This window comes from Paenibacillus sp. Y916 (genome assembly GCF_056786435.1).
This window is the reverse complement of the sequence record NZ_JBXCJA010000006.1, coordinates 45,879-62,114: the sequence shown is the minus strand read 5'-3', so window position 1 is coordinate 62,114 and position 16,236 is coordinate 45,879. Positions and strand designations below refer to the sequence as shown.

The following is a 16,236-nucleotide window of genomic DNA, read 5'->3' as shown; positions in this document are numbered from 1 at the left end:
TTTGTTGCTTAGGTTTGAATTGTGAGGGCTAGTTGAAGACTAAAGTATCACTAAGATGCCTTTAAGCTCTAAGGCGCTCAAAATGAACCACAGTTGATCTAAACGAATCGAATAGAGATTATAGCGCGGGATGATAATACTCCCTGTTAGGAGGGTATCTGTCACGGCCACATAAAGAATAAGACTGAAGCGGGATACGAGACAGCAAGCTGTTGGTATATTATCGTATTCATATTGCAAAACATTCACAGCAACCATGTACAACCTGAAAAATAGAATTGTCTTCTGACATCGTTTGGATTATAATTTAATTAATTGAATAACACTGACAACGGAAGAACCGTGAAACTTGGGGAAAAACCTCGAGTTTTACGGTTCTTCTTTATTATTAAGGGGGAGAATTAGTGTGACTATAAATGAATTGAACAAACCACTTATACTAGGTAATTACTTCTATGGTAATGGAGAGATGGCGTGGGCCTGGTGGCATGAACAACATTCAGATTTAGCAATTGTAGGCAGTGAGGAAAAAAGTCCGCGAAAGAAATTAGTTAAGGAAATCACTAAATCATTAACAGCTCGTGATCAAAATTCGGTCTATATGATTACGTCGGAGGCACCTCAGCAGGGTGAATCCATTACACTACCTGGAATAGACCACGTAGAAACATATCCAGACCCACCAGAATACTATAATGATAGAGAGATATTCATACGCCAACGTCTATTTTATACAACGTCTTATTTTAATCTTATTTCAAAAATATTAAATATCCCAAGATCTCAATTGTTACCTCCAATCTCCTTTAAAGCTCATATGGAAGGGCCTTTACTAGGTTATAAAAAGGCTATTACAAGTCTTAGTGAGGAAATTCCATATAAGGAGACTCTTCAGAAGCACATCGATGGATTATCAAGTGTTCATTGGACGAATGTGATCGGAGAAGGAAAGAAATATTATCTTGATATGCAAGGGAATGAATTTGAAAAAGCGTTATCTTTTTTAAGGGCAGTTTGGTCATTTTGGGCTTACACTTGTACTCCAGAAGAACCCCAGCAAATGCTATTAGTGGTAGAACCACCAAAAGAATTATTAAAAGTGAACGTAGATCCTATGATAGGAAAAATTATGTATGAATCAATGGCAATATTGAAATACTTGTCTCTTGTCACTACAACAACAATTATAATGTCTTCGGAAATGCTATATCCGGCACCAGAACTTCAATTCAGATATAAGTTACTATTTGATACAGAAGATTCAGACATAGATTTTAGAGAGGAAGCTACGAGGGCAATATTTGATCCCGCTTTATTTGAAGAATGGGGTAAAGGAAATAATAATGTTTCAGTTTGGTTTGATGATATTACCGATGTACCTGATGATAGTAGGATTATGCTGAAAATAAACACCGAAGAGATCCAATTTTGGGACGAGTTTCAGTAGGTTAAAATTGGTTTTAACCGAAACAATAATGTGCTATACTCAAAATATAATATTGTTAAACTACCTACCTTCCCTAGTCATGCGACAAGGGACTTCTAACGAAAGAAATACACCCCTAAAGGTGATTAAGTCTGTCTTTTTATCAGACCATCACATTTAGGGGTTTTTTTATTTTAATTAATTTATCGGAGGGTAATATGATGATCGAAACACATTTTGAAAAATTATCTAAAGAAATGAATATGTCTGTTGAAAATTTAGAGTTCTCGTTTTTAATGCCTACAGTACATGATGGAGTAAATCATTATCGAGCATTTTGTGTAGCTGAAATGTTGTTTAAGAGAAAAGAAGTTTTGATAGATACAGACATCTCTTGGACTGAAGTGAAACATGTTTTCACATATTCAGACAATAAATTGGTAGCTCTTATACAATTTAATTCATGTGTTCATGCTTTCCCCTTGGTGATTCCTTTTAAAGCTATTAGAGGGACAAAACCAAAAGTTGAAGAATCTATTTCAATTTTATTAAATCAGTTACCTGAAATGATTAGAGTTTGGATAAAAATTACGAAACGTGGTATGAAAGAAATATCAATAAAAGAGTTTATGTTCAAACTGAGAAACTGAGAAGAGACCATATGACTACTTCTCCCCATCAACTTCAGAGCTATTTGAGATAGAACAGAAATATGGGAATAAGGATGTCTTTCAGAAGGCTCTGAAAAAGGAAAATGCAGACTAATAATTAATTTTCTCAATACATGAAGGCTTGGGTGTGTAAAATACATACCCAAGCTTTTTTGTTTTTTTAGAAGTGAAATTCGAATAACTGTACCTCACTTATTTGCAGAAAATAGATTCACAATATATAGTAAAAGGGAAATATAACAATTACCTTATTCTAATGGAGTGACTATATATGTGCAAAGAATCTGAATTGGATATGTATCCAACAACACATGGATTGGAACCAGTTGACGCAGCTGTACTCATGAAAAAGTATGTGGTGCTACTGGGAATGATTAATTATGGAACGATTGAAAATAAAAGAACGGCCAGAAGAGAAATCGAAGAACTCAATAAGACGATCCACCTCCATGTAAATGAAGCAGCATTTGATGTAGCACATAGTAACTTGGGAATCGGAGAAAATGATGACACAGCATTACAAACTATTTAAGAAACCTTCAAAACTATGGATATATCCAATATCGTTAAGTATTATTGTTTCGCTTTATTATACTATCAGTACGGCCATCAATTTTTTCTCTGTTTCAGATCCAACATGGGGTACCAAAGTTCCACTGATGATAAGCATAACGGCATTATTTTTAACGTTGTATGCTCTGTTTTTGTTTTTCTATTCCACATGGGCAGCGCTAGCAAAGAATAAACTTTATTCTCTATTTCAAAAAGGACATACTAATATTATAAACAAGAAATATCACAGATATATATTGGTTGAAAGTGTTTTGGAACAAGCGGGTAGCAATATAAAGTACTTTAAAAATTTACGTCAAAAAGATTTAGAAGAAGTTATGAGAATAAACGCTACTTATCGTAAGTTGTAGTATAAATGATGATCTATAATGTGGTATAATCAAAATAATTAAATACTCTTTTTTGTGGAAGCACCACCAAAACAGCCTTAGGGCTGATTGGTGGTGCTTCTTTTATATATATACAACTAGAAATCAACCTACTATCCCTAAACTGGAGCAGGAGGAGAAGAAAATGCAGTGGGCCAGATATGGTATCGAAAGAAAGCAAATTTCTGCAATCTATTATAGAGAGAATAAACATGGTGACGTGGTTTGTCGTTTCTGTGAAGGCAAAATGTCATTTGTTAAATCTGAGAGAAGGGCTCCACACTTTAGAGTCGTTGATAGAAAGACTCATAAGTGTAAGTACTTTGGTTTTGATATTGAGACTATAGTAGAGTCTTGCAATGAATCGGTGAAAATGGACAGGAAGAACAATGAAAACCCTTTATTTTATCTAAACTTCGTTCAGAATAAGAAATCAGAAACATCTGTGGGAGTAGAGTTTAGTGATATGGAAGTTTTAACACGTACAACAAGTGAAACTCTACCGGATTATAGAAAAAATCATATAAGCAAGTTCATTCATGATTTTTACGAACTTATTCTTAAGAGTGACTACGAACAAGTTTTACACAGTAAATTTGTTGTTGAGGAAGAGGGGAGATCTAACAAGATTAAATCTGAGGATTTAATTCCATCCTACAAACGAATTATTGAATTAGATGAAAAAAAGAAATTACAAGATACAAAACGGTTTATTGTAGGCAAAGTACTTACTTCCAAAGAGACCTTGAATAAAAATTACGAAATCACTTTACGTGGTGAAAAAAATGGAACCACGGGAAGCTATATTAATCACAAAGTTATTTTTATGAGGAATGCCATTTTTAGTTGTAATCTAAACATAACTGATTTTTATAAAGGAAGGCCCCTCGTAATTTATGGGAAGTTGAAATTAAGTGATAACAAAAAAGAAGTTATTTCGTTCGTCAGTATGGAAACTGATTTTTCGTTTGGAAGTTACACCTCTTTGGATGGTGATTGGTTAAGATCAGAGAATGAAAAATTAATAGATGACTTTTTTTATCTTCGAAACATCATTCATGATATACCAGGAGCAGAGTTATGTCGTAGATATTTCTCAATAGGATCAGAAGAAAAACAAAACATCTATTTCGTCCCAAGTTGGATTTTATATTTAAAAAACAACATTGTTATTGTGGACTATTCTGACAGCACTTTAGGTATGGAGTTAGATAAAAAAAGAATAGAATTCTTCTCAAATCGTGTAGATTATCAGTATGTTCAGATAAGTAATCAGGACCTAGATAATGATTATGAAGGATTGAAGAACAAGCTGCACAAAATTCAGCCGAATCTACAATTAAAATATTTTGAATAGTGAGGTGAAAAAAATGAGAGAAGATTTAGAGTCTATTACATTAGGTGAAGATATTCGAAAAAACAGAAAAAACAAAAAATACTCACAGGCACAATTTGCTCTTAAAGTAGGAGTAGATAATACTACAGTTTCAGCTTGGGAGCGGGGGGTACGCTATCCAAAAGAATTTAATTTACACAAAATATCTGAATGTTTAGGAATCCCTATAGACACATTGTTTAAGCTATCTAAAAACAGAGTAAGTTGAGATCCTTTCTACATGTTTACCACATAGATTCATGATGAAAATAGTTGCCTAATTATAGGCAACTATTTTATTTACATGATATAGTTAACTTATCAAGTGTTAATTAAAGGAAGTGGATAATATGAATGAAATCACAAATGCAGATCTCACAAGATGGGGAGTACAGTTATTCATAGCACTGATATGTGTGGTTACTATACATACTTATATTGTCTATAGAATAGAGCTATATAAAGAAAATAAATCCCTGGAAAAAATGAAGTCAGAAAAAACTCATGAATCAAATAGTCAATCGACAGCTGAAAAAATACCGGTTCTAAAGAAAGCTTCTCCAGTATCCATTGATCAAAATCTATATCAGGTTATACAACTGTTGAATAACTATGATCAAGAGGGATACGTCCTTGGTCTATCTGCAGATATACTGATTGAGTATCCTCAACTTATTCATTATATCAACAACTATCAAGTACTTATATGTGATGAAGTTCTAGAAGAAGTGAAGCGAAATTCAAAAGTAGCGGGTATTCCGCATCAGATTAAGAGATTAGTAGAGCAGGATAACTCGTTCGTAACCCTTTTAGCAGTAAATGAGCGAGCAATTACCCGTTTAGGATTGAATCCAGATGATATGACGGATCGTATCATTAGTACATATATTCAATATGAAAATACGTGCTTGAACAACGTGATATTTGTATCATTGGACTCAATTGAAAATGATCGTGCAGAAAATGCAGGATTAAAGGTAATTGCTGTATAAAGAGTTGTAGAAACTCAAAGAAATAACATATAATGAAAGTAATCAAATACAATAAGCGACGAAGCACGCGCACACCCTAAGGGTCGTGCGCTTTTTTGTGCGCTGGAAGGAGAAATTAGATAAGTTATGTTTAAAAAGATGATTATCTCAGCTTTAACTGTAATACTGTTTGCATCAAGTCATTCGTATGCTAGAGCAGAAGTTGTTTCCCCGATATCGGTTTACTTAGATGGAGGTAAAATGACCTTTGAGACACCACCAGTGATTATTAATGGATCCACAATGGTACCAATGCGTGCAATATTTGAAGAACTAGAAGCAACTCTAAAATGGGATAAGAATACTCAAACGATTACAGCAGTAAAAGAATCACAACGTGTACAAATATCGATCGGTGAAAAAAAGGCGTATAAGAATGGGAAAGCCATTATTTTAAATAGTCCACCTATTTTAATAAATGGAACAACATTTGTCCCCCTCCGGTTTGTAGGTGAATCTCTCGGTGCAACAGTTGGATGGATAAATGAACCACAAACCGTTACTATTCACTCACAATTGGTTGATGAAGTAAAAGTAAGCTATATACGTGACGGAGATACGTTTGAAGGCATCTACGTTGGAGGGAAACGAAAAGGAGAACAAGCAACCTTCAGACTAATCGGAGTAGACACACCGGAAACAGTAAAGCCAGATTCTCCTGTTGAATATTATGGTAAAGAGGCTTCTGATTATACGAAAAAGATGTTATCCAAGAAAACGATATTTGTCGCACCGGATAAGACAGACGATCCTTATGGAAGGGTATTAAGTTACGTATTTTTAGAAGATGGGTCTTTATTTAATGCGGATCTGGTTGCGAAAGGGTATGCAAATGCAATGACTATTGCCCCTAACGTTCGCTGGAGTACCTTGTTCGAGGATCTTGAGGTAGATGCCAAGCAAGGAAGACGCGGTATGTGGGATGCAACAGGAAGTGATAGGTCTGCCATGACGAGCAATGAATTACTTTCAAATGATTATTTTCTAGAGAAAGCACAAGAGTTTGGATTCATGAATGGCCAATTCAATCCTGAACAGATCCTGACCCAAGAGGCACTCCTTAAATATGTCATCATTGCAATTTATCCTGAAGCAAAAGCGATTTTTATGGCTCAAACATTTTATAAACTATCTCAAGAAGAACAATTTCAAAAACTTGTCGATTATGCTGTCAATGCTGGACTTATGACAGTTGCGGAGATAAAAAATGCAGATGAACCTGTAACGGTATCTAATATCATTACGATACTGGGTAGAGCGCTACAGATCAACGAAGTAGGATCTGAGACAGTTTTAGCTGATTTTGGTGTATACGGTGACGTATTAAACAAAGATCAAACCATTACTACGGGAGCGGCCATTACACTGATCGCTAAGGCCAAGAGAGCCTACCAACCGATACAAAGTTATATAGCTAGTATGAAAGAGGCAGTATTGCATTCTGAAACGGTAAAGAGCCTATCATCTTCATTACAAGACAAATCTCTTACTCAAAAGTTTGATGCCTATGTGACGGATGTAAAGACAAGTATCACTGACCCGGAATTAGCTACTAAATTCAAGGATAAATCCGGACAATTATTCAACTCATTTGGTAACTTTCTTAAGGGTGGTTGGAAGGATGCAGAAAGTTTAAGAAAAATTCAAGAATCGATTAATAAATCGAGTGATAGCATTACAGAGGCGGTAAACCAATTAGAAAAAGCCCGAAAAATAAATAATTAATCAATCAGAAAAAGGAGCTTTTAAAAGCTCCTTTTTCTATGTGCAGTGATCCTGAACGAATGGCCCTCAAAATGTTGCATTAATCGTGTTGCAACCTGGTCTGTAGGATAACAATCCAAAAGGTTTGTACGAATAATACCGAAATTCACCTTTTCTATCTCAATCACATAATATTCATCAAGCGATTTGGTTTCAGAGGATTTATTCCAAACGACAGTAGGGAGACGGGCGGTTAAAAAATCAACCTCTTTAGAGGAATCCCCTTTACCATAGATACGTGCGCTGTCTATTAATGATAATAAAGTAGAATAACTAGTGGATTCGTGATAGGAAAAATCCCGGCATATATCAGTATCAGAAATAAAGCCAAGCAGTAACCATTTTGCTAATATGTGTATTTCCAAGTAAGCAACACCTTTCTAATAAAGAGAAAACCGCATCGATTCTCTAATGAGAACGGATGCGTACTTCGCACTTTTAATAAATTCGATTGACTATATTATAATTTGGAAGTATGAGATCTGTCTAGACTTCTAAAATTGCAGCACCTAAGTATATAGAGCAGTTGCTAATATAAAAATTATGAGATCATATCCACTTTGTGAAAATATGGTAGGATGTAGTAGTAATATTAATAGAAGGGGCTTGATGTGAAAACTTTCAAATGGGGTAAGACAATTCTTGAATTCACATTTCAATGAAACAGGTGACTAAGTATGAATAAGTTAAATTTTCAAAAGTTAACACCCATAACAGATGCTTTTATTAATACTTATAAAGAAGCCCTCGACTTTGCTATCAAGGAAGATGATTTGAAGAATATTGCAATCACTGGCTCATATAGTGCTGGGAAAAGTAGTATTATTGAAACCTACAAAAAACATCAACCCAATAAAAAATTTCTAAATATTTCATTAGCTCATTTTGATTCAAGTGATACGTATTTTCCCCTCTAATGTAGTTTCTTTAATTTTCTGAGATGATTCAAAGATACTGATAAGAAGTTGAAATGGAATTACACATTCGTCATTTAGGAAATGGGAAAATGAAAGTTCCTGTAAACTAAATCATTAGATCAAATTTAATCCCGCGTATATGAATTACAGATTAATGAATGTTATTTGAGATGATTAAGCTAATCTTATAAGGATTGAGGAAAGCAAACCTTTGTTGTATAATAATACTAATCAAATATTACCAGACGCGAAGCACGCGAATTACCTTATGGGGTAGTTCGCGTTTTTTTCTGTCAAAAATCAGAAGTGGGGTGCAAGGTGCGACAAATATTAAAAGTCTTAATGATTGGTTTTACTATCCTGCTATTAGTTGTGTTCAACTTATACAAAATATATATAATATTAGGCTTATGTTTTTATCTCTTTTTCTTTTTATGGGGAAAAGCTAAAGGACTAGATAAAAACTATGATGGTTGGTATTTTGTATTAAACACAATTAGAGGATTAGTTTACTTTCTATTGAGTGGTAGTATTCTGTGGTTACCGGTATTACTTACTTTGTCCGTTCAAAGTTTCAAACATATTATTTTGAAAAATAATCAAGATATATACGATTTAAAGTATTGGTTTCAATATCTTCTTAATCCAATGGAGTTACATAGAAGATGGTTTAATAAATTCTATCAATAATTCAAATAAGGAAGTGTTAGTTGTGGAATTGCTGAATATTTTTACTGGGGTCAAAGCTCAGTTTATCGGATACCTTGTTTGTTTGCCTGTTATTATCATTTTATGGATGCTCTCGTTAAAGCTTCATCAAAAGCGTAATAGGAAGTCATACACCTTTTTATTTTACATACTCGAAGGAGTTTTATGCTTTAATGGTTTGGCGTTTATATCTACACTAATAGCTTCATTAATGAGTGTTGAAGTTTCGTGGCTTTCTGCGATTCTTTTTGGACTTACACAAGTATCATATATTGTTTTGCTTTATGGTTTCTATCGTATGTATAACCTGGATTCATTAAAGACGCAGATATCTTTTTTAGGACCCTCAATACTAACGCTAATATTCATTTTCATTGCGCCCTTTATTGCAACAATAATTTCAATTATCTCAGTAGGATTATTAATTGTGTACTTCTATGGAATTAATTTTGGATGGAAAAAATATTTATGTATATCAGCAGCAGTTTTTGTTTTTTCACAATGTTTTGTGCTCTGGGGACAACTAAGTTCGCATGTGCCTAACAGCATTCAAATGATTTCTTCATTAATATCGATAGTACCTTATATGTTTATGTTAATAATACTTCTCGAACAAACCCTAACGATCATGCAGAGTTCCTATGAATCTGCAACAAAGGATCCACTTACTGGTTTGTATAATCGTAGACAATTCACAAAGTATATTAATAAATGTGTTAAAGAAGGTATTCCTGTCAATGTGGTGTTTAGTGATATTGATAACTTCAAAAATCTAAATGATACAAAAGGTCATAAGGTGGGTGATGATGTCCTAAAAATAGTAGGAAGCATCTTCCTGGAAGAAGTTGATGGTATTGGTATCGCATGTAGATATGGTGGGGAAGAGATTGTGATGCTTTCTCAAAAACCAGAGATTGATATGAAGGAATTAACTGAACGTATTAGATTTCGTATAGAGCAAGAAAGTATAGTAACCGTAAGCATGGGATATAAAAATTATCAATCTGGTGTACAACCTGATCTACTAATCAAACAAGCAGACGAAGCAATGTACGTTGCGAAAAAAAGTGGAAAAAACAGAATTGTTTCTTATGATGAACATGTTAGAAAGATAGATATGATGGATATCGCTGCAGTAGTTATGGAAGGAAGTGAATAGGTGACTGAATACGGGCCAACTATTTGCATCACTGAAAATGATCACATTTGGTTGATAGCCCAATGTATAAAAGAAGACTTCACTGGACTTGAAGAAAATGGAGAAGAATGCACACGTTGTGGGGAACGTCGAGATCAAAAAATATGAGTATGATTGTGAAAAAAGTGAATTCAGAAGTCATCTTATCACTGTCTGAGGATCTTATGATTCATGACGATCCCGATTGTACTTTCGAGTCGCATCTTATCATTAAAGCACCGGCCGTACCTTTCAATTTGTCAAAACACTCCTTAATGAGCAGCGCTTCACGTTCGTCTGCATCCTCTCTTAACGGTCCTTGATTCTTCAGCGGCATACCACCGGTAAAGCCCGTAAAGACTAACATAGGCCAACCTACACAGATACCGTGTCATTCTCTGCAAAGCGTGTTTACGTAGGGTATGGTTAATGATCTGAAAGCGCTCGAAGGGAGTCAACGATTTCTCCGTATCTTCTGAATATCGAGCGCCTCTAGCTTTTTTAGAAAGTCATTCTCCATCTCCAATAGTTTAATGCGTGCTTCAGCGAGTTTTAACCTTTCTTCTGTCGAATGCGCCACTGTAGGTCGTCTGCCTGTGCTTCCTATTCCGCGTTGCTCCTCAAGTAGTCCAGTATCTCCGAGAGCAGTGTACGTATTTCGCCAACGAATTGGACAATACTTTGGCTTGTCACGACCAATGAAATCCAAGTCCAATTGTTCGATCTTATGTTTATGAAATATCTTTAAAGTTCTTTGAAGTTAATAAAAGTAAATAAAAATAGAATACATGCAAGACAACCATTCAGGGGTTGTCTTTTTGTCTATAGTCTAATAAAATAAGGGTGCATTGTATGAAATGTATAAAATATTAAATAAAGAAACAAAGCTAATAATATCGACATGAAAAATTACTATTCCATTAAGAAAAATACTACTTCAAAGAAGGGAAATTCAATGAAAGAACCAAAGAGATATTTAACTGAGAATTTAAGCATATACAGAGTAGTCGGAGTAACTTTCAAACCCCAAATCAGCGTAGTTAATCACTTTGAAGAGAAAGTACAAATTGGTATTAAAATAGGCGAGTGGAAAAAGCCAATTGATTTTATTTCTTTTCTCATTTCAACAGAAGCAGAACGTCTTTACTGAAAATATCTCATAAACCAAGTAAGTTTCTACATATTATACTTCCTAATAAATAGATTTTTTGATATTATTGATGTATATCTTATTTAATTTATTCTATTTACTCTCTGGCATGCGCAAAGGGAGCATTCTAATAGCATCTAAAACAGTGATTAATCTAAATTCGCACTATGTGTGATTGGTTTAATGAGCTGTTAGATGCTTTTTTTGTGTCAAGAGTATGTTCTAAGTGTACTATGAAAGATTCTTATCGAAGTACATAAACGTGCATCAGAATAGTTAGTGAGAGAATAAGTTTATGAGAAAAACGTAAAGGAGTAAGAATAATATGAATAAATGTGATCGATGTTTAAAAGAGCCATCTGTGACAAAAGGGAGTATGTTTAATACGGATATGATCTGTTCCGTTTGTGAAGTAAAAGAAAGGTCACATCCAGACTATGCCTTAGCTAAAAGTGTGGAATTTAGAGAAGTGAAAAAAGGTAATTATAATTTTCCGGGCATAGGTAAACCTGCAGATCTTTAGTAGCTTAAAACAAGCTATATGATCATTTTTCTGAGGGATATATATGTTATTTGTCGAAAAATTATTGATACGTCAGTTTTAAAATGATACAATAGCATCAATTACAAACAATAAAATGCGAAGAACGCATCTTTCCTCAGGAGAGATGCGTTCTTTTTTTCGTGAAAAAGGAGAAAAGAAGGAATATGAAGAAGGCGGAAATTAGATCAATTAAGCAGGTTACTAAAACTTTCCAAAGTATAGAAATCAATATTATACATGCTAATAAATTGGCGGAAATTATGATGATGTTAAGTGATTCTGGAATGGATTCCTTAACGCGTAATGAAGCTGCAGAATTAAGTATTGAATTTATGTATAAAGTTTTAACGAAAAATCGCGAAAAGATGGAGATACAAAAATCACATGGGTATTTAGCAAATGAAAGTAGACTCGAAATATGACACAATATTTATGTTGTCTATGGAGAGTAGAAAGTGATTCATTTTGTATAATCCCCATATTGTTAAAAACGGGAACGGAAAATTAATTATATCGTAATACTTATTAAAATGATTATTAATTAGGCTATTCTTCTAATAGTACGGAAACTTTTAAAGATAAGATTGAACGATAATATTGGATTGTATAGGAATGGGAGTCTAATTGGAATTGGAAAAGAGGTAAGTAGCTAATGCTTTAGGTTTAACAAGGCATATGCCGAAATGCATTGATCCTTGAGAGGTTGCGATAACATCTAATCCTTACCTATTCCTTACCTATTCCTATATAATAAGCAATTTAACAATTAAATAAGAAGTTGTGGAGGTAACATGCTTATAATTCATCCGTCAAAAGTAAGAATAGACTTTTCTAATGGAGACTATATCTTTGTTAGTTCGCAAGACGAGCATCTTTTTGAGGGTAAGTTAATTAAACGACCAGATGAGAGTAGGACTATCATCTATAGTCCTATCCATCAAAGAAATATCAGCATTCAACGATATATCTTAAAACCAGAAAAGGGACTCATGGGTGTTCAGAAGGTAAAAGATCGATATGACTTTACCAGAGATAATCTCGAAATCGTAAACAAGAAAGATGCTGCCAAGAGACAGAGGCATTTAGTAATAAGACCTGGAGGTCATACTCGTATAATGGATCGCCAACAACTCAAACATCATGATTTATATATACACTCTAACGGAGAGGTGAAGGTCGTTTTCAATGAAGGAGGGGACTTCTTTGTTATAGATCATGAAGATATTCAGAAAATAGAAGGTTTTGTCTTTAAAAGAAAGGGGGACGGTAAAACAATAAATGCTATAAAGGAAATTGATGGAGTGAAAATTCACAGATCATTAGCAAGAATCTTGTTACCATCTGCTAGTACTTCCTGGACTGTACAAATTAATAAGGATATGAATGATTTTAGAAGAAGAAATCTCATGGTTTCCTCTAAGCAAAGAGCTCAATTACAACGGGGACCTAACAAAACAAAAGGCAAAACTTCTCGTTATAAGGGCGTCTATCAAGAGAGGAAACGCGGAGGTATTTGGAGGGCAAAATTAGTTATAGATGGAATAGGTAATCATTTGGGAACTTTCCCAAATGAAAGAGAAGCTGCTCTGGCATATAATAATTATGCATTGAAAGTTTTCGGTGAAGGATACGTAAGACTTAATAGAATAGAGAAATAGTGATATAACCTGCCAGTTATGAATTCGAATGAATTGAAGAGAGTGTATAAGAATGGGTATTTCAAAAAGAATCACTTCAGCGAATGAATATTAAATTTCATGAGGGGATGATATGAGATCTACCTGAATGTCGGAGGAGTATAAGATGGTTCGAAGAAATCCTAGTCCCATGTACTTTGGAGAATACGAAGAGACTACTTTATAGTGGGGGGAATTTATATTAGACAATCTTCAGGATTATCATTGAGCTTCATAAGAAACATATATTGGATAGTAGTGTTGTTTGTTCTCCCCTTCTTTATAGGTCGTGGGTTTAAAACAGTATGTTCCTGGTTTGGGATTGAAATATCCCTTTTGAATGCAAATGTATTTTTAATAATAATATTTGTGTTCGTTATTTTTATACCAATTATCAAGTCATATCACCATATATATAAAATGCGAAATCAACTTTATCCAATCACCAATCAAAGTATTAGTACCTATCGAGATTTCTATATTTATATCTTAAATGAAGAACTATCGTATATACAGAAAGCTATAGGGATGTTGTATCAGAAAGAATCAAATGAAGAAACAATCACATCATTTAAAATTACTAAAGATTCATTAAGGCATATCAGATTGAGCATTGAAAATAATAATGTATTAAAACAGGAAGAACTTGTAGTTATGAATAAAATGTTTAATAAAAGCTATCTTATAAAATTGATAAGAGATAGAAAAAAGGATTAAACTTAATATTATAATTTAATTAGTAAAGTAAATGTTCTGACTGGATAGAAATCCAAAGGAGTGGTTGAATTGAAAGAGAAAATTAAACAATATTTACTTGCAGGCTACCCAGCAATATGGATACAAGATTGGGAAGAGGACCGAGTTTGTGAAGATTTACAACGTATTGCAAAAGAGGGAAAGGGTGAAGACGTAAGAGAGTTGAAATATTTAGAATGGAGTTGCACAAAAGGTTTCTTTGATCCTATAAAAAACATAGTACCTGCGGGTATGGATATTTTAGATCCGATAGAAGCTCTGAAAGAAATTGCGAAAAATACAACGGAAGATAAACAGATGTTCGTCTTTAAGAATATGCATTTTTTTCTTGAAAATCCAAATACGAAACATCTCATTATACAATACATAAAAGATCTCATTCCCATAGCAAAAACAAAAGAGCGACATTTAATATTTGTAAGTTCTCAGGTGAATTTACCTCAAGAGCTCTCAAAGGACATTACATTTCTCCAATTTGATCTTCCAGATGAAAAGAGACTTAATTATGTATTAAACGATATTATTGCTTCCGTAACATTTACTGAATTAAATTTAGATAATGAGTATATGACCGATAATTCAAAAATCAAAATTGTAGATAAAGGTATAAGAGAATTTGGCATAACAGATGATCACCGTTATCGGATGGTACAAGCTGCAATGGGTTTAACTTGCTCTGAAGCTGAAAATGCATTTGCATTATCCTGGGTAGAACATAAATCTTTTACTAGTGATGCTGCGATAGAATCAGTTCAAAAAATCAAAACTCAATTTATTAATAGTGGTGGAATATTGGAATATATTCCTGCAAAATATTCATTAGATGATATTGGTGGTTTGGATGAACTAAAAAAATGGCTTATTATGTATCAAAGCGCATTTACCAAAGAAGCTATTGATTATGGGCTCGATATTCCGAAAGGGGTTATTTGTACAGGACAACCAGGGACAGGTAAATCTGCCGCTGCAAATGCTACAAGCGCAGCATGGAAAATTCCTCTATTAAGATTCGATATTGGACAAATATTTGGTTCTTTGCTTGGTGAATCGGAACAAAAATTACGTAGTGTACTTCGAACAGCGGAAGCACTTGCTCCATGTATATTGCAAATAGAAGAAATCGAAAAGTCGCTAAGTGGAATATCGGGTGGGAACTCTAACGATGGAGGTACTACTTCCCGGATAGGTGCTACTCTTCTCACATGGATGCAGGAGAAAACGAAACCGGTGTTTGTATTCGCAACAGCAAATGATATTTCAAAGCTGGATTCCGCATTAATTCGCAAGGGAAGGTTTAATGAAATCTTCTTTATTGATCTACCAACAACAGAAGAAAGAAAAGAGATCTTCAAAATTCATATCCGCAAACGCAAACGTAATCCTGATGATTTTAATTTAGATCTCCTGTCTGCATACAGTACTGGGTTTGGTGGAGCTGAAATAGAAAGTGCTGTAGAAGCTGGTTTATGGAGTGCATTTAGTGACAATAAACGAACATTAATGACCGAAGATATAAGTAAGGCGCTACTAGAGACACGGCCAGTCTCAATTACTAAAAAAGAAGCTATTAACGATATTCGTAAATGGGCCGAAGGACGGGCGAGAAATGCTAGTTCATCTATTGATATTGTGAAAACTGAAGAAATAGAATCAAAATACAGAAGTTTACGAAAAATTTCAAATTAAGGAGGAATTTATATGTCTCATTTTACTAATGCCCCCACTCAAATGACTGATATAGAAGTTATAAAAGATGCTTGTGAATTAATGGATCTTACTATTGTTCAAAACGCTAAAGCCCGAGGATATGGATCAACTACAATGAAAGCAGATTGGGTCATAAAACTAGATAAACTAAATTGTCCTTATGATGTTGCTCTAGTCAAAAAAGGTGAGTATTATGAAATAACCACAGACTGGTGGGGTGGACATGTTGAAAAAATTATTGGTAAAGAAGGAAACTTATTAAAACAAGCTTATACTTGTATGGGAAGCGTACAAGTAGCTACGGCACAGGGCTTGCCGATTGAAATGCACAGACTTGAAGATGGGAATATCAAACTAATCATTACAGATAATAGAATAAGAGTAGGAGGTTAG

17 protein-coding genes and 1 pseudogene are annotated in these 16,236 nt (G+C 34.1%); 16 read left to right on the top strand and 2 right to left on the bottom strand.

Features of this window, described 5'->3' with window-relative positions:
* Positions 1–406 precede the first annotated feature (406 nt).
* From AC1TO9_RS14525 to AC1TO9_RS14490, 8 genes are all read left to right on the top strand, one after another.
* On the top strand, positions 407–1,447 hold the full coding sequence (locus AC1TO9_RS14525; RefSeq protein WP_482059574.1) for a hypothetical protein: 1,041 nt from the start codon (positions 407–409) through the stop codon (positions 1,445–1,447).
* 197 nt (positions 1,448–1,644) lie between these two features.
* Positions 1,645–2,076 (top strand): hypothetical protein, encoded by a 432-nt coding sequence (locus AC1TO9_RS14520; protein WP_482059573.1) that lies wholly within the window; start codon positions 1,645–1,647, stop codon positions 2,074–2,076.
* A 292-nt stretch (positions 2,077–2,368) separates the two neighbouring features.
* The gene (locus AC1TO9_RS14515; protein ID WP_482059572.1) at positions 2,369–2,629 is read left to right on the top strand and encodes a hypothetical protein; all 261 of its coding nucleotides are present in this window, start codon (positions 2,369–2,371) and stop codon (positions 2,627–2,629) included.
* Entirely contained in the window at positions 2,601–3,020 is a 420-nt protein-coding gene (locus tag AC1TO9_RS14510) for a hypothetical protein (RefSeq protein WP_482059571.1), read from the top strand. Before AC1TO9_RS14515 ends, AC1TO9_RS14510 begins: the two co-directional genes overlap by 29 nt.
* Positions 3,021–3,183: 163 nt before the next feature.
* Entirely contained in the window at positions 3,184–4,395 is a 1,212-nt protein-coding gene (locus tag AC1TO9_RS14505) for a hypothetical protein (protein WP_482059570.1), read from the top strand.
* Positions 4,396–4,408: 13 nt separating this feature from the next.
* Positions 4,409–4,642 carry a helix-turn-helix domain-containing protein gene (locus AC1TO9_RS14500; RefSeq protein ID WP_482059569.1) on the top strand — a complete coding sequence of 78 codons (234 nt, stop codon included), beginning with the start codon at positions 4,409–4,411 and terminating at the stop codon, positions 4,640–4,642.
* A gap of 121 nt (positions 4,643–4,763) precedes the next feature.
* Positions 4,764–5,405 carry a hypothetical protein gene (locus tag AC1TO9_RS14495; RefSeq protein WP_482059568.1) on the top strand — a complete coding sequence of 214 codons (642 nt, stop codon included), beginning with the start codon at positions 4,764–4,766 and terminating at the stop codon, positions 5,403–5,405.
* Between the two features lie 126 nt (positions 5,406–5,531).
* Positions 5,532–7,169, top strand: coding sequence for a stalk domain-containing protein (locus AC1TO9_RS14490; RefSeq protein ID WP_482059567.1), 1,638 nt, complete (start codon positions 5,532–5,534; stop codon positions 7,167–7,169).
* A 20-nt stretch (positions 7,170–7,189) separates the two neighbouring features.
* On the opposite strand, the gene AC1TO9_RS14485 is transcribed toward AC1TO9_RS14490, so the two are convergent.
* Positions 7,190–7,573, bottom strand: coding sequence for a hypothetical protein (locus tag AC1TO9_RS14485; RefSeq protein ID WP_482059566.1), 384 nt, complete (start codon positions 7,571–7,573; stop codon positions 7,190–7,192).
* A gap of 312 nt (positions 7,574–7,885) precedes the next feature.
* Between AC1TO9_RS14485 and AC1TO9_RS14480 the strand changes: the two are divergent.
* Together AC1TO9_RS14480 and AC1TO9_RS14475 are read left to right on the top strand one after the other, a co-directional pair.
* Positions 7,886–8,107 (top strand): annotated as a pseudogene (locus AC1TO9_RS14480) (YobI family P-loop NTPase); the annotation flags it as partial.
* Positions 8,108–8,837: 730 nt separating this feature from the next.
* Complete coding sequence (locus AC1TO9_RS14475) at positions 8,838–9,992, top strand: GGDEF domain-containing protein (protein ID WP_482059565.1); 1,155 nt, start codon at positions 8,838–8,840, stop codon at positions 9,990–9,992.
* A 472-nt stretch (positions 9,993–10,464) separates the two neighbouring features.
* Here AC1TO9_RS14475 and AC1TO9_RS14470 read toward each other — a convergent pair whose 3' ends face one another.
* Positions 10,465–10,719, bottom strand: coding sequence for a hypothetical protein (locus tag AC1TO9_RS14470; RefSeq protein WP_482059564.1), 255 nt, complete (start codon positions 10,717–10,719; stop codon positions 10,465–10,467).
* 246 nt (positions 10,720–10,965) lie between these two features.
* Here AC1TO9_RS14470 and AC1TO9_RS14465 point away from each other — a divergent pair, with 246 nt between their 5' ends.
* From AC1TO9_RS14465 to AC1TO9_RS14440, 6 genes are all read left to right on the top strand, one after another.
* Positions 10,966–11,160, top strand: a complete 195-nt coding sequence (locus AC1TO9_RS14465; protein WP_482059563.1) for a hypothetical protein — start codon at positions 10,966–10,968, stop codon at positions 11,158–11,160.
* Positions 11,161–11,485: 325 nt separating this feature from the next.
* Entirely contained in the window at positions 11,486–11,683 is a 198-nt protein-coding gene (locus AC1TO9_RS14460; RefSeq protein ID WP_482059562.1) for a hypothetical protein, read from the top strand.
* A 185-nt stretch (positions 11,684–11,868) separates the two neighbouring features.
* On the top strand, positions 11,869–12,126 hold the full coding sequence (locus AC1TO9_RS14455) for a hypothetical protein (protein ID WP_482059561.1): 258 nt from the start codon (positions 11,869–11,871) through the stop codon (positions 12,124–12,126).
* Positions 12,127–12,495: 369 nt separating this feature from the next.
* The gene (locus AC1TO9_RS14450) at positions 12,496–13,362 is read left to right on the top strand and encodes an AP2/ERF family transcription factor (RefSeq protein WP_482059560.1); all 867 of its coding nucleotides are present in this window, start codon (positions 12,496–12,498) and stop codon (positions 13,360–13,362) included.
* An 804-nt stretch (positions 13,363–14,166) separates the two neighbouring features.
* On the top strand, positions 14,167–15,822 hold the full coding sequence (locus tag AC1TO9_RS14445; protein ID WP_482059559.1) for an AAA family ATPase: 1,656 nt from the start codon (positions 14,167–14,169) through the stop codon (positions 15,820–15,822).
* A gap of 12 nt (positions 15,823–15,834) precedes the next feature.
* Positions 15,835–16,236 carry a DUF1257 domain-containing protein gene (locus AC1TO9_RS14440; RefSeq protein ID WP_482059558.1) on the top strand — a complete coding sequence of 134 codons (402 nt, stop codon included), beginning with the start codon at positions 15,835–15,837 and terminating at the stop codon, positions 16,234–16,236.